This is a genomic window from Rhizobium sp. SRDI969 (genome assembly GCF_025152725.1).
GTDB classification, from domain to species: domain Bacteria; phylum Pseudomonadota; class Alphaproteobacteria; order Rhizobiales; family Rhizobiaceae; genus Rhizobium; species Rhizobium leguminosarum_I.
Map to the genome: position 1 here is coordinate 302,557 of NZ_CP104035.1, position 21,042 is coordinate 323,598.

General features: G+C 60.9%; 20 protein-coding genes and 1 pseudogene. 15 read left to right on the plus strand and 6 right to left on the minus strand.

The genetic code is table 11. The features are described from left to right. Positions 1-406: 406 nt before the first annotated feature. Entirely contained in the window at positions 407-1,111 is a 705-nt protein-coding gene (locus N2A41_RS01510) for a helix-turn-helix transcriptional regulator (RefSeq protein WP_260110068.1), read from the plus strand. A gap of 29 nt (positions 1,112-1,140) precedes the next feature. Then, positions 1,141-1,578, plus strand: coding sequence for a response regulator (locus N2A41_RS01515; RefSeq protein ID WP_260110069.1), 438 nt, complete (start codon positions 1,141-1,143; stop codon positions 1,576-1,578). 3 nt (positions 1,579-1,581) lie between these two features. Here N2A41_RS01515 and N2A41_RS01520 read toward each other — a convergent pair whose 3' ends face one another. The 5 genes and pseudogenes from N2A41_RS01520 to N2A41_RS01540 all read right to left on the minus strand — a co-directional run bounded on the left by N2A41_RS01520 (position 1,582) and on the right by N2A41_RS01540 (position 7,399). Next, positions 1,582-2,298, minus strand: coding sequence for a sensor histidine kinase (locus N2A41_RS01520; protein ID WP_260110070.1), 717 nt, complete (start codon positions 2,296-2,298; stop codon positions 1,582-1,584). Between the two features lie 262 nt (positions 2,299-2,560). Continuing rightward, a complete protein-coding gene (secD, locus tag N2A41_RS01525; protein WP_260110071.1) occupies positions 2,561-5,107 on the minus strand; it encodes a protein translocase subunit SecD in 2,547 nt (848 codons plus the stop codon). Positions 5,108-5,190: 83 nt separating this feature from the next. After that, the gene (locus N2A41_RS01530) at positions 5,191-5,571 is read right to left on the minus strand and encodes a hypothetical protein (RefSeq protein ID WP_260110072.1); all 381 of its coding nucleotides are present in this window, start codon (positions 5,569-5,571) and stop codon (positions 5,191-5,193) included. A 54-nt stretch (positions 5,572-5,625) separates the two neighbouring features. After that, a pseudogene (locus tag N2A41_RS01535) lies at positions 5,626-5,837 on the minus strand (sodium:proton antiporter); the annotation flags it as partial. A gap of 119 nt (positions 5,838-5,956) precedes the next feature. Further along, entirely contained in the window at positions 5,957-7,399 is a 1,443-nt protein-coding gene (locus N2A41_RS01540) for an ArnT family glycosyltransferase (RefSeq protein WP_260110073.1), read from the minus strand. A 727-nt stretch (positions 7,400-8,126) separates the two neighbouring features. Between N2A41_RS01540 and N2A41_RS01545 the strand changes: the two genes are divergently transcribed. The 13 genes from N2A41_RS01545 to visR all read left to right on the plus strand — a co-directional run bounded on the left by N2A41_RS01545 (position 8,127) and on the right by visR (position 20,289). Further along, positions 8,127-9,761 (plus strand): globin-coupled sensor protein, encoded by a 1,635-nt coding sequence (locus N2A41_RS01545; protein ID WP_260110074.1) that lies wholly within the window; start codon positions 8,127-8,129, stop codon positions 9,759-9,761. Between the two features lie 63 nt (positions 9,762-9,824). After that, on the plus strand, positions 9,825-10,121 hold the full coding sequence (locus N2A41_RS01550; RefSeq protein WP_017967009.1) for an STAS domain-containing protein: 297 nt from the start codon (positions 9,825-9,827) through the stop codon (positions 10,119-10,121). Continuing rightward, positions 10,118-10,483: a chemotaxis response regulator CheY1 gene (gene cheY1 / locus N2A41_RS01555; protein WP_017958972.1), complete on the plus strand. Its 366-nt coding sequence runs from the start codon at positions 10,118-10,120 to the stop codon at positions 10,481-10,483. The genes N2A41_RS01550 and cheY1 overlap by 4 nt, the downstream gene beginning before the upstream one ends. Positions 10,484-10,500: 17 nt before the next feature. Continuing rightward, complete coding sequence (locus N2A41_RS01560) at positions 10,501-12,777, plus strand: chemotaxis protein CheA (protein ID WP_222386387.1); 2,277 nt, start codon at positions 10,501-10,503, stop codon at positions 12,775-12,777. A 4-nt stretch (positions 12,778-12,781) separates the two neighbouring features. Then, entirely contained in the window at positions 12,782-13,249 is a 468-nt protein-coding gene (locus N2A41_RS01565; RefSeq protein WP_017967011.1) for a chemotaxis protein CheW, read from the plus strand. Next, positions 13,246-14,154, plus strand: coding sequence for a protein-glutamate O-methyltransferase CheR (cheR, locus tag N2A41_RS01570; protein ID WP_260110075.1), 909 nt, complete (start codon positions 13,246-13,248; stop codon positions 14,152-14,154). The genes N2A41_RS01565 and cheR overlap by 4 nt, the downstream gene beginning before the upstream one ends. Continuing rightward, on the plus strand, positions 14,151-15,191 hold the full coding sequence (gene cheB, locus N2A41_RS01575; protein ID WP_017967013.1) for a protein-glutamate O-methylesterase CheB: 1,041 nt from the start codon (positions 14,151-14,153) through the stop codon (positions 15,189-15,191). The genes cheR and cheB overlap by 4 nt, the downstream gene beginning before the upstream one ends. Beyond that, positions 15,192-15,581, plus strand: a complete 390-nt coding sequence (locus N2A41_RS01580; protein WP_003556488.1) for a response regulator — start codon at positions 15,192-15,194, stop codon at positions 15,579-15,581. Continuing rightward, a complete protein-coding gene (gene cheD / locus N2A41_RS01585) occupies positions 15,578-16,132 on the plus strand; it encodes a chemoreceptor glutamine deamidase CheD (RefSeq protein WP_017967014.1) in 555 nt (184 codons plus the stop codon). The genes N2A41_RS01580 and cheD overlap by 4 nt, the downstream gene beginning before the upstream one ends. Positions 16,133-16,148: 16 nt before the next feature. Beyond that, positions 16,149-16,538 carry a chemotaxis protein CheT gene (gene cheT / locus N2A41_RS01590; protein ID WP_017958978.1) on the plus strand — a complete coding sequence of 130 codons (390 nt, stop codon included), beginning with the start codon at positions 16,149-16,151 and terminating at the stop codon, positions 16,536-16,538. A gap of 111 nt (positions 16,539-16,649) precedes the next feature. Then, the gene (fliF, locus tag N2A41_RS01595) at positions 16,650-18,341 is read left to right on the plus strand and encodes a flagellar basal-body MS-ring/collar protein FliF (RefSeq protein WP_260110076.1); all 1,692 of its coding nucleotides are present in this window, start codon (positions 16,650-16,652) and stop codon (positions 18,339-18,341) included. Positions 18,342-18,787: 446 nt separating this feature from the next. Further along, entirely contained in the window at positions 18,788-19,534 is a 747-nt protein-coding gene (visN, locus tag N2A41_RS01600) for a transcriptional regulator VisN (RefSeq protein WP_026154436.1), read from the plus strand. A gap of 8 nt (positions 19,535-19,542) precedes the next feature. Further along, complete coding sequence (gene visR, locus N2A41_RS01605) at positions 19,543-20,289, plus strand: transcriptional regulator VisR (protein WP_222294979.1); 747 nt, start codon at positions 19,543-19,545, stop codon at positions 20,287-20,289. 307 nt (positions 20,290-20,596) lie between these two features. On the opposite strand, the gene N2A41_RS01610 is transcribed toward visR, so the two are convergent. Further along, positions 20,597-21,040 (minus strand): hypothetical protein, encoded by a 444-nt coding sequence (locus N2A41_RS01610; protein ID WP_017967018.1) that lies wholly within the window; start codon positions 21,038-21,040, stop codon positions 20,597-20,599. Positions 21,041-21,042 lie beyond the last annotated feature (2 nt).

A 21,042-nucleotide genomic window follows, 5' to 3' on the forward strand; every position in this document is an offset into this window, starting at 1 on the left:
AGGACGCATCACAAGATGCAACCGGAGCGAAGAATATGGAACGCAAAAAAAGCGCTGAGAGAACCGATCAACCCGCGTTCGCCGCCACGAACATCAGCCAACCCCTTAGCTGAATGGGTCTATCGGCTCTCTCGCGCTTACGTCTGGCACTGCCTTCTCGCATTCATGGATGTTGAATGCAGGAAGAATACGATACCCAGGTAAGAACTACTGCCCCTCAGTAAAATCTGCCCGTGCATCACCTCAAGTTGAGATAATTGATGATTTCCGCCTTGCATACCGAAAGTCCCCGTTTTCGATATCTCTCATCAACCTGTCTCGCAATTTTTGTAGCTCTTCGCCTTTAAGACGTATATCCCAAGATTTAGGGATCGGATGCATTGGCGGGAGGAGAGGAAGAGTGGGAATGAACAATGCCCCGGCAATTCCCTTTCATGCCGGACCGGAGTTGAGCCGGGCGATCAACCGCACCGATTTTTTCCGCCTGCTGAAGTCGGCGGCGCAACATTACAACTTCGACAATTTCGCGCTTGCCCGCATTTCCGAGGCTTCGGCCCCTTTCGGTGAACGCGATATCGTCATCACCAATGTCGCTGAGCGGCGTGTCGGCCTTTTCATCACGACGTTGAAGGAAGCGCTGGGGACTGTCCGGGCAAAGACCGCCCATTTCCTGGCAACGCCGGTCCATGGCAGGAGCGCACAGCCGGAAGTTTATCCGTCCGATCTTGTTTTCAACGAATTCCTCGCTGGCGTCTTTCTCTTCATCCCGCTGTTTACGCCGGAAGGGCGGCGATACTGCCTCGTGCTCAGCGGCGAGCGTCAGGAGCCGGATCAGAGTGAGATCGCCGACATGCTTCTCGACGCCATGCGCATTTTCGACAAGCTGTACGAGGAAATCCTGGCGTCGGAAATGTCCGGACGGCTGACCCAGCGCGAATCGGAAATCGTCAAATGGACGAGCGAAGGCAAGACGTCGGCGGAAATCGCCATTATTCTCGGTCTCTCCGAACACACGGTCAATTCGCACATCACTGCGGCCGCGCGCAAACTTGACGCCGTCAACCGCGTTCATATGGTGGCGATCGCCTTGAGGAATGGTTTGGTTTCGTGAAATTGGTTTCGGATTGGGGAAATGAGACGATGATCACCGAAACGGGCGGGAGGAACACCGTCAAAGTTCTCTTTGTCGATGACGAATTCATCGAATTCCGCGCGCTCAAGAAGAAGATCGCCGATCTCTCCGAGCCGGCCGTCGAGGTTGAATATTCGCCATCGATCGGTGACGCGCTGGAAAAGATCCGCCTGGCGCGCTTCGATCTCATCCTGCTCGACAACCGCCTGCTGCCCAATGCCGATTTCCGCGAAACGGTGCCGGAGCTGCGCGGCATCGGTTACACTGGCCCGATTGGCGTCGTCTCGACCGACATATCCGGCGGCTATTTCCAGGAATTCCCGGATTACGGCGTCGATTTCCGCATCGGCAAGGACGAAATCGATGTCCAGGCGCTGCAGCACATCATCCGCGAATATGTGACCTATGACGTCCCGGATTTCTGGAAGGACGATTACAGTATCTAACCATCAGGCAATCGGAAGGCGGATTATGAAACAGCTGCCGCTCGCATCCGAATGTTCAAGGCTGATATCGCCGCCAAGCGCCGTTAGAAACTCCCGCGCCGTCGTCAATCCGAGACCGGCGCCTTGGACCGCTCCCGCCTTCGGCAATTTCCAGAACGGCTCGAATATTCGCTCCCGATAAGCCGGATCGATGCCCATCCCATTGTCGGAAATCCGGAAAAACCAGTCCGTCCCCGCGCGCTCCGCGACAATGGCGACATGCGGCGGCGCTTCCCCGCGATAGGTGAGGGCATTGGTCAAAAGATGCCGCAGCACCAGACCGAAGAGGGCAGGGTCGGTACGGATGGAGGGCAGGCCGTCGCTTTCAAGCGTCGCCTCGCGAACCGCCGTCTCGTCGGTCAGTTCACCCCAGACACTTTCGGCCAGCGCTTGCAGATCGACCTCTTCAGGCGTCACCTGAGGTGTGCCGCCGGCAAGGCTCATCAACGCTTTGGTGAGCCGCTGCGCCGTCTGCGCCTTTTCCAGGATCATCCGGAGGCTCTGAAGCTGTTCGCCGTCGAGCGTCTCCTCGAGATCGTCGAGCAGCAGCTCGGCATACATGGCGATATGGCGGAGCGGCGATTGCAGGTCGTGCGAAGCGGTCGCGAGAAAACGCTTGATGCGCTCCTCGCTGTGTCCGGCAACGGTGGTTTCCGGCGGTCTTGTCGGGTTGGATGACATCTGGCGGTTTCCCCGATCTCAATTGCAGCGCCGCACGTCCTTTCAGACGCGCAAAGGGCGCTGTAACACTTTGAATTAAAACATAATGCAGCAGCCGACAATAGAAAGAGGGCGCCGGCTCTGCAACCGGCGCCCTCTTCAAGGATGCGTTAAAGACGGAATAGAGCGCCGCGCGTCTTTTCAGACGCGCAAAGGACGCACTATCACTTTGAATTGCGCATAATCCTTCCCGAAAATCGATTCCGATTTTCGGGGTTATGCGCTAGCTCGCGGACTTGCGCGGGCGACCCTGTTCCGGGGGGATGATCTCAACTGCCGTATCGGTTGCCGCTGCCTTGGCATGGCGGCGGCGCCAGTCGCCGAGGAAGAGCAGGATAGGTGCCGCGATGAAGATTGACGAGGCGCCGGCCACGAGAATGCCGAAGACCATCGGGATTGCGAAGCTCGAGACAGCACTACCGCCCCAGATCGCCATCGGCACCAGCGCGAGGAAGGCCGTCGCATTGGTGTAAAGGCTTCGCGCCAGCGTCTCGTTGATCGACTTGTCGATGATCTCGCGCAACGGCATCGACTTGTAGAGCCGCATGTTTTCGCGCATGCGGTCATAGACGACGACCTTGTCGTTCACCGAATAACCGACAAGCGTCAGGATGGCGGCGATCGCTGTCAGATTGAAGTCGAGGCCGGTGATCGCGAAGAAGCCAATCGCCTTGGTGACGTCGAGCACCAGCGTGATGATGGCGCCGACGGCAAACGGCCATTCGAACCGCACCCAGATATAGATGAGCATCGCGAAGCTTGCGATCACCACTGACAGGATACCGGCCCAGGCAAGCTCGCCGCTGACCTTCGGACCGATGACGTCGGTACCTTCGACGGTAGCGGTCGGATCGATCTTGGCGACCTCGGCCTTCAGCTTGGTCACCGCTGCCGTCTGCGCCTCTTCGCCGCCTTCCTGCCGTTGAGCGCGAACGAGAATGCTGTTCTTGTCGCCGAAGGACTGCAGCGAGATTTCGCCGAGACCAAGCGTGTTCAAGCCTTCACGGAACGTCCCGAGATCGGCCGGGCCGGTGGTCTTGACGGCCATCTGGATGCCGCCGCGGAAATCGACGCCGTAGTTGAGGCCCGGATGAATGAAGAGCACGACGGAGGCGATCGAAAGCAGCGCTGAAACGGTGAGGCCGAAGAAGCGCGCCTTCATGAACTGGATGTGCTTGTCATAGGGGCTGAACGGGATCAACGGCCGGATGTTCAGCACCTTGAGCTTGCTGCGGCGGGTGATCTCGATCATCGCGACACGCACGAAGGCGACCGATGTGAACATCGAGATGATCAGGCCGAGCGCCATGGTCACGGCAAAACCGCGAACCGGTCCGGAGCCGAAAAAGAACAGGATGGCCGCAGCGATCAGGGCCGTCATGTTGCCGTCGATAATGGTCGAATAGGCACGGCGGAAGCCGGTGTCGATGGCGGCGAAGGCGCTCTTGCCCTTGCGCGTTTCTTCGCGGATGCGCTCGTTGATCAGAACGTTGGCGTCGACAGCAAGGCCGATGCCGAGAACGACACCGGCAATGCCCGGCAGCGTTAGCGTCGCACCGACCAGCGTCAGCGCCGAGAAGGTCAGGATCGTGTGGATCAACAGCGCGATATTCGCCAGGAAGCCCCAGGTGCCATAGAGAACGAAGATGAAGGCTGCGACGAGCACAAAGCCGACGATGCCGGAATAAATGCCCATCTTGATGGCATCGGCTCCGAGATCGGCGCCGACGGTGCGCTCTTCGATGACCGTCAGCTTGGCGGGCAGGGCGCCGGCGCGCAACATGGCGGCCAGCGTCGTGGCGCTATCGGCCGAGAAACTGCCGGAGATCTGGCCGGAACCGCCGGTGATCGGCTCGCGGATAACAGGCGCGCTCAGCACCTTGTCGTCGAGGACGATGGCGAAGGGATTGCCGACGTTCTGGCGGGTGATCTCGGCAAAGCGGCTGGCGCCGGCGCTGTCGAAGCGGAAGCTGACGATCGGCTCATGCGTGTTCGGGTCGAAGCTGACGCGGGCATCCGAAAGGCGGTCGCCGGAGATTTCGACGCGGTCGAGGACCGGATAGGACCTGCCTTCATCGTCCTTCAGCATGGTCACGCCGGGTCCGGGCGCATTGTTCGGCGACAGCATGTGAAACGACATCTTGGCGGTGGAGCCGAGCAGTTCGCGCAGGCGTGACGGATCCTGTGCGCCCGGAAGCTGGACGAGCACGCGATTGGCGCCGATGCGCTGGATGGTCGGCTCGGAGACGCCGACCTGGTCGACACGCTGGCGGATGACTTCAAGGCTTTGCTGGACGGCATTGTCGACATTGGCGGAGATGCCGGCCGGCGAGAAGCCGACCGTGATGGTGGCGCCGTTCGCAGTAACAGCCAGATCCGACTGGCCGGCGCTGAGGCCGGTGCTGATCGGGTTGGCAAGCGTCTTGAGCTCGGTGACGGCAGCATCGCTCTGCGCGGCATCGGCAAGCGTCACGACGATCTGGTTCTGGCTGCGGACCACGGCTTTCGGCTGGATGCCCTTTTCGCGCAGGACGCGCCGCGCGTCCTGAAGCAGCGACTGCAGCCGCTCCTTGGTCAGGTCGGCTTCGTCGACTTCCAGAACGAGGTGCGAACCACCGCGAAGGTCGAGGCCGAGCGACACCTGCTGATGCGGCAGCCAGGCCGGCACGCGCTGGAGGACGGATTGCGGCAGGGCGTTCGGCAGGGCGATCAATAGGCCGAGTAGGATGATCACCGTATAGGTGACCACCAGCCATCGTGAAGTACGCATGTTGTATTCCTTGATATCGAGGGCCGGCGCTCGGGCGCTGGCGGCATGTCGTCAATGGTCGGAAGCGCCGATCGGCGCGAGCGTCAGGCAGCGACCGGCGGTGCGCGCGGCTGATGGGTCCTGGAGACTGCGGCATGAAGCGAAGCTTCAAATGCCGCAAAAGGCGCGGCCATGGTCCAGCCGGAAAAATCGACAACCGGGGTGGCGGCAAGGGCAAGCGGTCCGGCGTCATGCGCCGCCTGCTTCGGTGCAAGCTTGCGTTCAGTCGCAAGCAGCCCGCGCACGGCATCGCGCGCAGTCAGCTGCGGCGGCTGCAAATCCCGATCGGAAGAGGAAAGCGTATTGACGGCGGCGGCCGGCGAGATCACCAGATTGCCGCCGAAAAGCAGGCCGAGATAGGCAAGGACAGCGACGAGAAGGGAAGCGGCGATACGGCTCGTCAGACGGCGCTGGTCCAGCTCCATCCTCTCCGTCCCGGCGATGTCACTCCCGTATCGGCTCAAAAGCGCGCCAATCTCTCATTCTCTTCCCGGCGGAGGGTCATCCGTCGGCATAATTGTATCAGGCCCATGCCCGTCTTCATAGGGCACACTCTCATGATGCACTTGGGCGAGCCGGTCAACCATGCCCAGCGCGATTTCACGCTCACCCATGATGACGGTGTCGGCGCATAGTGATTCAGCTCGTCGACCTCGGCATCGGAATGAGCGCGGGCGACGAGGAGGCTTGAAATCATGGGTCAAGGCGCAAGGGAAACAATTCTCACTCCTGCTCTCTGCCGCGCGGCGCGTGCATAATTCAAAGGGCTACAGTGCCCGCTGCGCCTCTCGAAAAGACGTGGCAGCTCTGTCATCGGGCAGGCTGAACCGGCTCAGGCGCCAGGCAGGCGGCAGAGACCTTGTAGGCGGAAAGCGCTTTGCCCTTATAGTTGCCTTCCGTCGGCTGCCAGTTCTTCAGCACCTCGGGCGTCTCGGTGGCGCAGGTGAAGGGTCCGTCCGTCAGGAAAAGCACCTTGCCGGTGGTGTCGGCCGGCAGAGCGAATTCCTGCTCGTAATAGCTCTCCGGAAGGCCTGCGGGCGCCCGCGCATAGATCCGATAGGATTGATCGCGCAGCGTATAGAAAAGATCGGCGACCATGTCGCGATTGTCGGTGACGATGATGTCGGTGCCGGCCTGAGCTGCGAGAGCGGCCGCCTCGCGGCTGACTTCGGCACGGCCGAGATAGCGCTTCATCAGCGCGTCGCCGTTCGGCAGCAGCAACTGATGCGGAAAGATCGTCGCCAGCGGAAAGAGCAGGTTGGCGATGCCGTTGATGGCCAGCGACAGCCTGAGCCCCATGGGCCACATCCGGTAAAGCAGCCAGACGGCAAGGATGGTCCCTGCGACATAGGCAGTCACGGCCCAGTTGGCATAGGCCTTGGCGACCGTTGCCTGCAGCGTGATCAGCACCACCACCGGTATCGACAGCCAGACCAGTATCTTCTCGCGATCGTCGCTCCTACCCTTGATCATGCGATAGACTGCCCAGAGCATCGCAAAGAAGATGATCGGCCCAACGACGCCGAATTGGGCGGCGAAAAATTCAAGCCCGCGACGCAAGTTGATACCGAGTTCGCTCCAATGGGCGATGTCCTGCGTATGCCGCACCGTCGTGTTGTCGTGCTGCAGGTTCCACCAGAGGTTCGGCAAGGCGACGACCGCCGCGACCGCGACCGCGATGATGAAATCCCGAATGGCGATGCGCGCCGCCGGAATGAGGAGGAGGGCAAGCGCGCCGCCCGGAACGACGAACAGCACGGCATATTTGGTCAGGAAGGCGAGGCCGACGCTAAGGCCCATGACGAGCGCCAGCCCGACCGAGCGTCGCTGCGTCAAGCCGAAATAGGCAAGCAAAGCGATCGCGATAAAAAACAGCAGGATCACGTCGGTCGAGAAGAACACCGAAGAAAGCGCCACGCCCGGAAGCGTGATGTAGGTGGCGCCCGTCCAGCCTTCGATCTCCGGCCCGACGAAACGTTTTGCCGTCTTCATCAGCACCAGTGCGGCCGCCATGTGGATCAGCGGTCCGAGCAGCCTGATCCAATAGATGGCGTTGGACCCGGAAAGCTCGGTCATCGCCCGGATCACCCAGGCAATCATCGGCGGCTTGGAATAGTAGCCGAGATCGAGATTCTGCGACCAGAACCAGTACTGCGCCTCGTCGACGAAAAGGTCCGTCGCATCGAAATTGAGCGTGACCACGCGCCAGAGCGTGAAGCCAAGAACGATGAGGAGACCAGATCTGGGGGACATGAACCGATAGTTCCGCTGACATGAAAGGCGCGAGTGCGATACACCAAAGGTGCCGGACTGCCAACGGGGAAGGGCGGAGATCAGTTTAAAGCATGGCGCGCAAAACTGTGCAGCTGCGGTAACGACATGCGTAAAAGTAAAAATCCAATGCGCGAAGAGCGTATCTGAAAGATCGCGACGCGCTTCAGAACACCCGAAGTGCGCGGAGATCGCGATTTGCAGCGAGAAAATCGAGTCGGGCGACGGCGGCAAGCAGCGTCATTGCAATCAAGCAGGAACCCAATCCGAGAACAATCATTGCTCAGTCCTTGTCGACGTCATGTCTTGGTTATCGACCGGCATATAACACGGAGCTTGCGTGTGCCTTGTAGCAGCCGTGCAACTCCGCAGCAGTATTTGCTGTGAACGGCGTTGAATTGCTTCAAAAGCCTGCACCGCGAAAGGCTTATTAACCTTCAGGCAAGGAATTAACCATAAACATTGGTTTACACGTCGGAATGGGAAGATGCACTCGTTCCCACCAGGCATGACGCCGTCCCGCCGTACCGGTTGATCCGGTATCCATCTCTTCAGACAGCTCCGAAACATAGCTGATCAGGGGGCTCGATCCGCCGGTTGTAACCGGTGGTGAGGACCGTCTCCACGCTTCGCGTTCAACGGATGCTGCGCAAGTTTTTGGCCGGGCCTTCGCCCGGAAAGTGGTTGGGGACAGGCGTTGAGGCAGGACATGCCATCAGATCAGGCTCGTGGCGCGCAGGCAGGCAGCTTGCGCGACCGCCTGCGCTTTGCCGGTCTCGATGCCGAACAGTGCGAGTTGGTGCGCCGTAACCGGCCAGCCCTCGAAGCGCATCTGAAGGCAGGCCTCGGGGATCTCTTCCGCAGGTTCCAGTCATTCCCCGACGCCTCGCGCAATTTCGAGAGCGAGCGCCAGGTCGAGCGCCTGCATGATCTGCAGTCCTCGCATTGGGACGTGCTGACGGACGCACGATTCGACAGCCTCTATGCCGAGCGCGTCAAGGTTCTCTCCGATACCGAAAGCAAGATGGGTCTTGACCCGCGCTGGCACGTGGCCGGCCATGGCGTCATGCTGGAGCATGTCGTTTCCGGCCTCGCCGAGCAGATTGCCGGCCGTCCACTGCTGCCGTCGGCCAAACGCCGCACCCGTGAGATCTCCGATCTGATGACAGCGATCATCCGTATCGTCATGGTCGATGTGGAAATTGCCGTCTCGCTTCGCTTCAATGCGCTGCGTGCCGGCGAGCAGCGCGCGCTCGCCGATCAGCGCGTCGACAACGAAGCCGAGATCGCCCGGATATTCGGCGACGTCATCGAGGGCCTGTCCGCACGCGACCTGACGCGACGCGCGCCTGTCGACGGCGATGGCGCCTATGGCGGGATCGCCGCCGCGCTGAACGGCGCGTTGGACGGCCTCCAGGCTGAGTTCACCGCCATTACCGAGCGCACGGTCAAGGCCGAAGCGGCGACGGGCGCGCTTGCCGGCCTGTCACGGCAGTTTGCCGGCACGGCTTCCGGCCAGACCGAGCGGCTGCAGCTTTCCGCCGCGGCCCTTGCCGGCATCGCCGGTAGCGTCCGCGATGGCGCCGCCCACAGCCGCGCTGCCCAACAAGCGGCCGCCACGACGCGCGCTGTCGTCGAGGAAAGCGGCGAGGTCGTCGGCCGCGCGATCAGCGCCATGGCCGATATCGAGCAGTCGGCCGAAAAGATCGGCCAGATCATCGGTGCGATCGACGAGATCGCCTTCCAGACCAATCTCCTGGCGCTGAATGCCGGCATCGAAGCTGCTCGCGCCGGCGATTCCGGCCGCGGTTTTGCCGTCGTCGCCCAGGAAGTCCGCGCCCTTGCCCAGCGCTCGGCCGAAGCCGCCCGCGAGATCAAGACGCTGGTGACGACGACCAAGGCGCAGGTCGATGCCGGCGTGCAGATGGTCGGCCGCACACAGGATTCGATCGGCAGCATCGTACGTCAGGTCACCGACATCAACGCCGCCATATCAGGCATCGCCACCCGAACCGGCGAACATGCCGAAAGCCTCGACAGCGTAACAGCCGACATCAAGGGCCTGGGTGGCGAGGTGGCCGATAGTGCCGGCCTTGCGGAGCGCTCGGCTGAAGGCGCCGACCACCTCCACACCGTCATTCTCGAACTCGGCCAGACGATTCGCGAATTCCGCATCGCCCGGGAAAACGCCGCTGCCGGGCGCCCTGCGCCGGTTCGCGTGACGCCGCCGCGCGCCATCGAGGTCGCCGCTCGTCCGGCACTGGCCGAGGACGGATACGAAAATGACGATTTTAGCCTTCCGCAGCCCTTCGCAAGCGTCGGACGTGGGCGGAATGTTTACTAACCTATCGGATGATCGCCTCAGCTCGTCTTCTCGGGCCGGGGATAAGGGGACAAGGAAAAGCTGATGGCAGCAAAGAAGAGTGGCAAGACGCTGGATTTGACAGCGGTGCTCGACCTCAACGAGGCTTCCGCCTTGCGCGATAAGCTCCTCTCTCTCAGGGGTAGCGGTCTTTCGATAGACGCTTCCGGCGTTGAACGGATCGGTGCTCTTTGCGCCCAGGTTCTGATGTCCGCCGAGAAGACCTGGGAACAGGACAAGCAGCCGTTCACCTTCACCAAGGTGTCCGACGCATTTCAGAAAACCATGCAGTTGGTGGGCGTCAATATTGACCACCTGCTTGCCAAGGAGATTCGGCAATGAAGAAAAAAGTGCTGACCGTGGATGATTCCCGCACAATCCGAAACATGCTTCTCGTGACGCTGAACAATGCCGGCTTCGAGACGATCCAGGCGGAAGACGGCATCGAGGGCCTCGAGATCCTCGAAGAGTCCAACCCTGACGTCATCGTGACCGACATCAACATGCCGCGCCTCGACGGTTTCGGCTTCATCGAAGGTGTCCGCCGCAACGAGAAATATCGGGCGATCCCGATCCTGGTTCTGACCACCGAAAGCGACGCGGAAAAGAAGAACCGCGCCCGCCAGGCCGGTGCCACGGGCTGGATCGTCAAGCCTTTCGACCCGGCCAAGCTGATCGATGCCATTGAGCGTGTAACCGCTTAAACCCAGGATTTGCTCCTATGGATATGAACGAAATCAAAGAGATCTTTTTCCAGGAGTGCGAGGAACAGCTCGCCGAGTTGGAATCCGGTCTTCTGAAAATGAATGATGGCGATCGCGATCCGGAAACCGTCAATGCGGTGTTCCGTGCCGTGCATTCGATCAAGGGTGGCGCCGGCGCCTTCGGCCTTGACGATCTGGTAGCCTTCGCCCATGTCTTCGAGACCACTCTCGATTGCGTTCGATCCAACAAGCTTGAGCCGAACCAGGATGTCCTGAAGGTGATGCTGAAGTCGGCCGACGTGCTCGCCGACCTGACGAACGTTGCGCGCGACGGCGGCAGCGTCGATGAAAGCCGCAGCCGCGGCCTCGTCAGGGAGCTCGAGGCATTGGCCAACGGTGAAATGCCGTCTCCCTCGGCCTCAGCCGAGGCGCCTGCGCCGAGGGCCGCCGCAAAGGCCGCTCCGGCGCCGACCCCCAAGCCGACGGACGACAGCGGCTTCCAGCCAGTCCCCTTTTCCTTCGACGATTTTGGCGGCGAGGACGATGCGGGTAGCATGCCGGCCTATGAAGTCATCTTCAAGCCGCGCTACGAACTCTATTCCAAGGGCAATGACGCCACCCTGCTGCTGCGTGATCTCTCGCGCCTCGGTGAAATGACGATCTATTGCAATGCGGGTGACCTGCCGGGTCTCGAGGAACTCGATCCGGAAGGCGCTTATTTCTTTTGGAACATCACGATCAAGACGGACAAGGGCGAGGACGCCATTCGCACCGTTTTCGAATTCGCCGAGTGGGATTGCGAACTGACCGTGAAGCCGGTCGAAGAAGCAAGGACCGACGCGACCAGCAACGACGAACTGCCGATGGTGCCGGTTCCCTTCGATCTGTCGATCCTCGATGAAACGGGCGCAACGGAAGAGCTTTCCCCCTCAGACGCGCGCGCCGAAGAGACGGCCGCCGCCGTTGCCGCCGCCGAGACTGCCTCCAACGTCACGCAGATGGTCGCCGCCCGCGTCGAGAAGAAGGAATCGGCAGCCGCCGCAGCGGCCGCTGCAAGTGCTGCCGCCCAGAACAATGCCGCCGGTGCCGGCCAGACGATCCGCGTCGATCTCGACCGTGTCGACCGCCTGATCAACCTCGTCGGCGAATTGGTCATCAACCAGGCGATGCTGTCGCAGAGCGTCATCGAGAACGACACGACCGGCACCTCCTCGATCAATATGGGCCTCGAGGAGCTGCAGCAGCTCACCCGCGAGATCCAGGACTCGGTCATGGCGATCCGCGCGCAGCCGGTAAAGCCGGTCTTCCAGCGCATGTCGCGTATCGTCCGCGAAATCGCCGACATGACCGGCAAGTCGATCCGCCTGATCACCGAAGGTGAAAACACCGAAGTCGACAAGACGGTCATCGACAAGCTGGCCGAGCCGCTGACTCACATGATCCGCAACGCCGTCGACCACGGCATCGAAACGCCCGAAAAGCGTGCAGCCGCCGGCAAGAACACCGAGGGCACGGTCCGCCTCACCGCCAAGCATCGTTCCGGACGCATCCTGATCGAGCTTGCCGACGACGGCGCCGGCATCAACCGCGAGAAGGTCCGCCAGAAGGCGATCGACAACGACCTCATCCCGGCCGATTCCAACCTGTCCGACGAGGAAATCGACAACCTGATCTTCCTGCCGGGCTTCTCGACGGCCGACAAGATCTCCGACATTTCCGGCCGCGGCGTCGGCATGGACGTCGTCAAGCGCTCGATCCAGGCGCTTGGCGGCCGCATCAACATCACCTCGAAACCGGGCCACGGCTCGGTCTTCACCATGAGCCTGCCGCTGACGCTCGCCGTCCTCGACGGCATGGTGGTCACCGTCGCCGGCCAGACGCTGGTCGTGCCGCTGACGGCAATCGTCGAAACCCTGCAGCCGGAAGCTGCCGCGATCCACTCCTTCGGTGCGAACCACCGGCTGATCTCGATCCGCAACAGCTTTTGCCCGCTGGTCGATGTCGGCCGCATCCTGAACTTCCGCGCCACCCAGGCCAATCCGGTGGAGGGCGTGGCGCTTCTGGTGGAATCCGAAGGCGGCGGCCAGCGGGCTCTGATGGTCGATGCCATTCAGGGTCAGCGCCAGGTGGTCATCAAGAGCCTGGAAGCGAACTACACCCATGTGCCGGGCATTGCCGCCGCCACCATTCTCGGTGACGGCCGCGTCGCTCTCATCCTCGATGTCGACGCGGTTGTCGGCGCCTCGCGCGGCCAGTCGCTCAAAGCGGAAATGTCGCTAGCAGCGGTGGGATAAGCGAATGTCGTACACGGTAAAAAATCTGAACGAGGGGGATCGCGAGCTGATCGCGTTCCGCATCGGGGATCAGGAATTTTGCGTGAACATCATGTCGGTTCGCGAAATCCGGGGCTGGACCCCGGCGACCGCGATGCCGCATTCGCCTGGCTATATGCTGGGTGTCATCAACCTGCGCGGCGCGGTGCTGCCGATCATCGATCTTGCGGCTCGGCTCGGCATGAAGCCGGCTGATCCCACAGCCCGTCATGTCATCATCGTCGCCCAGGTCTGGCGTAAGGTCGTCGGCCTGCTGGTCGACGCCGTTTCCGATATCCTGACGGTGACCGACGAAACCATCCAGCCGACGCCCGAAATCTCCTCCGAACTCGAGCGTCAATTTGCCCGCGGCATTCTCGCGATCGAGAAGCGCATGATCTGCCTGATCGAACTCGAATCCCTCTTTCCAGAGACCGAAAGCGAAGCCGCATGAGTGTAATGGGCGCAAAAGATCAGAGACAGGGATCCGACGAGGTCCTGGCGAGCGGAGAATATCCGCTGACGCGCCGCGACCTCACTGAGATCGCCGCAATGATCTATTCGGATGCCGGCATCTTCCTCAACGAGACGAAGGCGTCGCTCGTCTATTCGCGCCTGTCGAAGCATATCCGCAATCTCGATCTGTCCGGCTTTCGGGAATATTGCGACCTCGTCGCTTCGCCGGCCGGCGCCGCAGCGCGCCGCGAGATGCTTTCGCACCTGACCACTAATTTTACCCGCTTCTTCCGCGAGAACCACCATTTCGACCACCTGCGCGACCATGTCCTGCCGGAACTTCTGCAGCGGGCGAGATCGGGCGGCAGAGTGCGCATCTGGTCGGCCGCCTCCTCCGATGGGCAGGAGCCCTATTCGATCGCGCTGACGGTGCTGTCGCTGATGCCGAATGTCGCGGACTACGACTTCAAGATCCTGGCAACCGACATCGACCCGAAGATCCTCGCGATCGCCCGGGCCGGCGCCTATGACGAGAGCGCGCTCGAAACCGTTTCGCCGGCCATGCGCAAGCAATGGTTCAGCGAAGTCGAGGTTCAGGGCCGCAGGAAGTTTCAGGTCGACGACCGCGTAAAGCGGCTGATCACCTACAACGAGCTGAACCTGATGGCGCAATGGCCGTTCAAGGGCAAGTTCGACGTCATCTTCTGCCGCAACGTCGTCATCTATTTCGACGAGCCGACGCAGACGAAGATCTGGCAGCGTTTCGCCGGCCTGCTGCCGGAAGGCGGCCACCTCTATATCGGCCATTCGGAACGTGTTTCGGGTGAGGCAAAACACGTCTTCGACAATATCGGCATCACGACCTATCGCTATACGGCCAAAGGTCTCGGGAGGAAGGCATGAGCGCTCCGGCAAGGGTTCTCGTTGTTGACGACTCCCCGACGATGCGGGGCCTGATCACCGCTGTTCTGAGTTCCGACCCGGAGGTCAACGTCATCGGCCAGGCCGGCGACGCGTTGGAGGCGCGCGAGGCAATCAAGCGGCTGAACCCCGACGTCCTGACGCTCGACATCGAGATGCCGAACATGAACGGTCTCGATTTTCTCGAAAAGATCATGACGCTGCGTCCGATGCCGGTGATCATGGTATCCACAATGACCCATCGCGGCGCCGAGGCGACGCTTGCGGCGCTGGAGATCGGCGCGTTCGACTGCGTCGGCAAGCCGGCTCCGGGCGAAACCAGGCCCTTCGGCGATCTCGCCGAGAAGGTCAAGGCCGCCGCGCGCACGCAACGCCAGTATTCCCAGCCTGTTGCCGCTGTGCCACCGCCCTCGGTCGCCGATTTCCGCGTCGGCCGCAAGATCGTCGCGATCGGCTCGTCGACCGGCGGCGTCGAGGCGCTGATTGCCGTGCTGCAGAAATTCCCGGCGAACTGCCCGCCGACCGTCATCACCCAGCATATGCCGCCGACCTTCACCAAGAGCTTCGCCGAACGGCTGAACCGCCTCTGTGCGCCGGTGGTGCAGGAAGCGACCGATGGTGCCCGTCTCGAAATCGGCAAGATCTATCTGGCACCCGGCGGAGAGCGTCATCTGCAGGTCAGCGGTGCCTCGGCGCCGTGCTGCCGTCTCATCGACCGTGCGCCGGTCAACGGTCACCGCCCCTCGGTGGACGTACTTTTCGATTCGGTCGCGGAACTGGCGGGCCGCAACGCCGTCGGCGTGATCTTGACCGGCATGGGCCGCGATGGCGCCGCCGGATTGTTGAAAATGCGCCACGCAGGCGCCAGAACGCTCGGCCAGAACGAAAAAACCTGTGTCGTTTACGGAATGCCAAGGGTTGCTCACGAACTTGGCGCCGTTGAGCAGCAGCTTCCGCTGTCTGCCATCGGTGAAGAAATATTGAAAATGACAGCCGCCCGAAAGGAAGGGACCGAATAAATGTCGATCGCGGAGAAAATCAAAGTTCTGATCGTCGATGATCAGGTAACGAGCCGGTTGCTGCTCAGCGATGCGCTGACCCAGCTCGGTTTCAAGCAGATCACGTCGGCCGGCGACGGCGAGCAGGGCATGAAGATCATGGCCGAGCAGCCGCACCACCTGGTGATCTCGGACTTCAACATGCCGAAGATGGATGGCATCGGCTTCCTTCAGGCCGTGCGCACCAACCCGAACACCAAGAAGGCGGCCTTCATCATCCTCACCGCCCAGGGCGACCGCGCACTGGTGCAGAAGGCGGCCCAGCTCGGCGCCAACAACGTGCTCGCCAAGCCGTTCACGATCGAGAAGATGAAAGCGGCCATCGAAGCCGTGTTTGGAGCCCTGAAATGATCACTGAGGGGGCAGCCCGCCGCGTGCACATCATTCAGGGCGAGTACAAGGTCCTGAACGATCCGAATGCGGTCCTCTCGACCATTCTCGGTTCGTGCGTGGCTGCGTGCCTCAGAGATCCTGTCGCCGGTGTCGGCGGCATGAACCACTTTTTGCTGCCCGGTTCGGCGACGTCGCCGACAACAGGTGGCGATGCCACGCGGTACGGCGTGCATCTGATGGAACTGCTGATCAACGGTCTCCTGAAGCAGGGCGCCCGGCGTGATCGACTGGAGGCAAAGATCTTCGGCGGCGCGAAGACGATCTCGACATTCTCCAATGTCGGTGAGCAGAACGCGGCCTTCGCCGTGCAGTTCCTGAGGGATGAAGGCATTCCGGTGGTCGGCTCCTCCACAGGCGGAGAGCATGGACGCAAGCTTGAATATTGGCCGGTCTCCGGTCGTGCCCGGCAATACCCCCTGACCGGTGCCGAAACGCAGAGAACCGTCGCTCTCGAGCAGCGCCCCGCCGCTCCGCAGAAGCCCGTCGAAACCAGTATCGAATTTTTTTGATGGCGAGGATTTTCATATGACATTTACCCAGATGATGGAGCCGCCTGCGCCTGTCGAAGCGCTGAGCGACATCCTGATGCGCATCGTGTCCGAACTGCACGATGTCGCCTATCTCATCGAGCGTATCGAGCCGCAGCTTCTCGACCTCGGCGGCGCCGAAATCCTGAACTCGCCGGATGCCATGAAGGTCATGCAGGGCATCGATTTGGCTGTGCAGAAATCGCGCGGCCTTGCAGAATTCATCGACACCATCACCGGCGAAATCCCGCACGGCTGGGCAGTCGACGTCGCGACCGCGCTCAGCCTCGTCAAGCTGGCCGAGATGCAGAAGGCATTGGGCGGCGCTACGCGCCACGGCCACTCCCAGCCATTAAGCAAGGCAGCCGGCGACTTCGATTTCTTCTAGGGTCTTTTCGGCCCGCACCCGCTTCACGAAACGCTCGCACAAGTTTCGCCGACTATTCGTCAGATGAGGCAATAAGCCTGCTTTGTCTTTGACGGATTGTGCGAGAACAGAATGAATCTGTTAAATCAATTAGTTCAGATCTTTAAGAACTTCGGTTCCCTTGGCCGAACACGCCTGATGATTCTCGGAGGCGTCGGTGCCGTCTCCATCGCAATCGTCCTTGCGGCCGCCCTTTTCGTCAACAAGCCGGCACAGGAAACGCTCTACGTCGGTCTGGACTCGCCGGATCTCAACCAGATCAGCATGGCGCTTGCCGAAGCCAACGTCGATTTCCAGGTCGGCACGGACGGCTCCAGCATCAGCGTCCCCGCGGGGATGACGGGCAAGGCCCGCCTGATGCTTGCCGAGCGCGGCCTGCCGAACAGCGCCAACGCCGGTTACGAACTCTTCGACAATGTCGGCTCCCTCGGCCTGACCTCCTTCATGCAGGAGGTGACGCGGGTTCGCGCTCTGGAAGGCGAAATCGCCCGCACCATCCAGTCGATCTCGGGTATAACGGCCGCACGCGTCCATATCGTCATGCCGGAGGTCGGGAACTTCCGGAAGGCGGAGCAGAAACCGACTGCCTCCGTCATGATTCGCGCCACCGCCACAACTGGACGCAGCGCAGCGACCTCGATTCGCCACCTCGTCGCCTCGGCCGTGCCGGGGCTTGACGTCGATGACGTGACCATTCTCGATTCCGCCGGCCAGCTGCTCGCTTCCGGCGACGAGGCGAGCAACAGCTCGCTGAATCGTTCGCTCAACATCGTCCAGAACGTTCAGCAGGAAGTCGAATCCAACATCGACAAGGCGCTGGCACCCTTCCTCGGCATGGACAACTTCCGCTCCAGCGTCACCGCCGATCTCAACACCGACGCCCAGCAGATCCAGGAAACGACCTACGATCCCGAATCCAAGGTCGAACGCTCGGTTCGCTCGACGAAGGAAGCCCAGCAGTCGCAGCAGAAGCAGTCCGATAGCGCGACGACGGTCGAGCAGAACATTCCGCAGGCGGCCCCTGCGGCCGGCGGTTCCGCCGGGCCCGAATCGCAGGACAAATCCGACAAGCGCGAAGAGCAGACCAACTACGAAATCAACAGCAGGACAACGGCGACGACCCGCAACAGCTATAAGGTCGAGAAGCTTTCGATCGCTGTCGTGGTCAACAAGGGCCGTATCGCCAAGATGGTCGGAGAACCCGCCGACCAGACCAAGGTCGACGCCTATCTTGCCGAAATGCAGAAGATCGTCGCCTCGGCGGCCGGCATCGACGCCAAGCGCGGCGACGTCGTCACCGTCACGGCTATGGACTTCCTCGAGAACCAGCTGCTCGAAGACGCCACCGGCGGTGTCCGCGTCATGGACATGCTGAGCCGCAACCTTGCCGGCATCATCAACTCGCTCGCCTTTGTCGCGGTCGCCTTCGTGGTCGTCTGGATGGGCCTGCGGCCTCTGGTGCGTAGCGTCAGCAGCAACGGCAGCTCTACGGCTTTCGGCGACGCCACGCCGGAAGCGGCCGGCCTCGAACTTCCGGACTTCGCGCCGGCATCGGGAGCAGCCGGGGGCGCTCTCATGGACGGCTTCGGGTCCGATTTCGGCTTCGACAGTACCGAGGACCTGCTCAGCCTCGGCGACGACGACGGAAACTTCAATCGGCGCGTCAAGGAAGGCCCGGAACGCAAGCTTTCCCGGATGGTCGAGATCAACGAGGAACGCGCAGCGAAAATCCTCAGGAAATGGGCGATCGACGAGGCAGCGTAAAACAAAAGGCCGGGCAACCGGCCTTTTTTAATGTAGGTACCGAGGTTTGATTCCCTAACCGCTGTTTGCTGAAAAGCCGTGACGGGAGCTGCGAGAGACTAGGCACGACTGGGTCAAGAATCCGAACAGGACCGTATAACGGACCGCATTGAAATGCGACTGTAGAGAGACTCGATGAGATCGACTCGCGTAAAACGCGAAGCAAGTTGCGGTTCCGCCAGAATCACCTTAGCCTCCCTCTATCTTGAAGGCTGGAATGAATGGTCGAATCAGTGCATTGGCGACGGCGAAAGTAAATCCCTAGAAGTCGGAGATGGTGATTTGCATCGACTGGCTTACCCTTGGGTGATTCGAAATGGGATTCGAGTGGGACTTGAGTTGAATCCCCTACAGAAAAATTGCTGTTGCACCGAGTTCGATCGTTTCTCAGCCGCAGGACATTGCCAATGGATATGAATGTAATTCAGGCGAGCAAAGGCGAGAGGCATATGGCGAATTTCGCGAGTGCAGTGGTGCCGGATCTGCTGCCGCGTGATGAGCTACTCCAGCGCCTTCACGGTGTCGCTAGCACCGGTAGGTTGCAGTCTGGTTTGCGCGCACTGACGGATTACGTGGGTGCTTCGCACTACCTTCTGGCGCGCTGCGATCTCCTCCAGGAAAGTGGCCTCGATTTCATCGTCTCGTCGGACTGGCCCTTCGACCTGGTCAGGGACATCGCCAATGATCTGGTCCGCGGTTATGCCCGCTCGACCGAGTTGGAAAAATGCATGCAGGTTTTCCAGCCGAATTTTGCCCTCCTGCCTGACAGTGCCGAGATTCCGGACGGCGCTAGCCGCCAATATTGTTCGGTGACCTTCAATGTCGGCCGGTCGCGGCTGGCTCTGATGTTCCTGTTCGGCGAGGGGTTCATCCTTTCGCCGGAGCGCCTGCGGGATGTAGGCCTGCTTGCAGGTTATGTCGCGAGCTTCCTGCGCTGCGGTGGTACGAAGGTCGATCGCGATTTCGAATTGACCGACCGCGAGCTGGAATGCCTGTTCTGGATCGCCGAGGGCAAGACCAGCGACGAGATCGCGATGATCCTCGGAATCTCTCGCAATACCATCAACAACTACATCACCAGCGTGATGCGCAAGACGGCGACCAAGACCCGGTCCGAGGCCATTGCCTTCGCCGTCCGCAATAATCTCGTATAGGGGGATCTATGGCGTATCCAGCAGGCAGGACCATGAGCAGTGCTGAGCAGCTGCGCATGGTGCGTGTGAACAGGATTTCCAGTCGGTCCGATCTTTTTCCGCGGCTGATTGCGATGCAGAAGCTCACCGATGCGCAAGGGTTCGCAATCTTCCGCGTCAGCGGCTCGGGTCTTCCGGCAAAGCAGCGCCTTATCTGCGAGCTCGAGAACTGGGGGCCTTCCAACGCCGGTTTCAACAAGGCCTTCACGGATGCTTACGGCGATATTCTTCTCGACCATATCGACAAGTCGCTGCTGCCGCTCTCATGGGCCGGCGGTTACGACCGCACGGCACCCGGACCGGCGGACTTCTCGCCGTTCATGACGCGGCTGCAGGACGGTATTCTGCCATTCTCCGGCCTTGCCTTTCCAGTGCGGCTCGGCGCCGTCGGCAATGGCTTCATCCTTTTCACCGGTGATGAACTCGATCCCTCGAGCGATACCATCGTCGAGCTGCACGGTCGCTGCTGCCACATCATGATGGATCTTCTCTCGCTCGACGAACGCCGCACGGCTGCCGCCGAGGCGCTCAGCGAACGCGAGATCGCCTGTCTGCAGCTTGCCGGCGACGGCCGCATCAGCGAAGAGATTGCCGACAAGCTTGGCCTGTCCGTGCACACCGTGAACGCCTATCTCGGCTCGGCGACCATCAAGCTCGATTCCGTCAATCGCATCCAGGCGATCGCCAAGGCGATCCGGCTCGGCTATATCAGCTGAACGCGTGCCATCGCTTACAGCGTCGCGCGTCCTTCGGACCCGCGAGAGCATATCGCGCAAAAGTGTGCAGCGGCTTTGCGATAACGACAGGCGTAAAACAAAGACCTAGAGCAATTCCAGCAAAAGTGCGTAGTGGTTTTGCGTCGGAATTGCGTGAAAACAAAGAGGTAGAGCATTTCCGGGATTCGGAGAAAAACGGAAATGCTCTAAAGCGCGACAAGCGAATCTGAAAAATCGCGATGTGCTTTAGGACGCTTTAACGCTTCGAATTGCAAGGCGAATGAAAGCTTGGTTGTCATGAAAGAGGTTAGCCGGCCAGCGCCTGAGGCGGCTGGTTGACGCTGTAACGCGCTTCCCGAAGGCTCTTTTTGAGGAAGATGGTGTTCTCGTCGGGATCGACCGAGGGATCCTGGAAAGCGATATGATTGATCTCGATGCCGGCGTGATCTTCGGCAAGGGTGAGCTGGGCGTAGACGGTGACGCCGCGCGGCTTGATTTCCAGGTCGAGAACGACTTCGGGCTTGCCGCCCCACTCCAGCGTATAATTGCCGCCCAGGCCGAAATTCACGGTGCCCGGATGAAAGAAAAGCTCCGCCGCCGAAGCGACGAGATCGGAAAGATTGCCGTAATACTCGAAGCGCAGCAGTGAAATAAGGTCAGAAGCATCCAGAAGGCGCAGTTCAGTGGCGACCGGGCTGATGGCGTCTGCGAGGATCTTTTCACGCTGGGTAGAGTGGGGACATTTTTTCATTC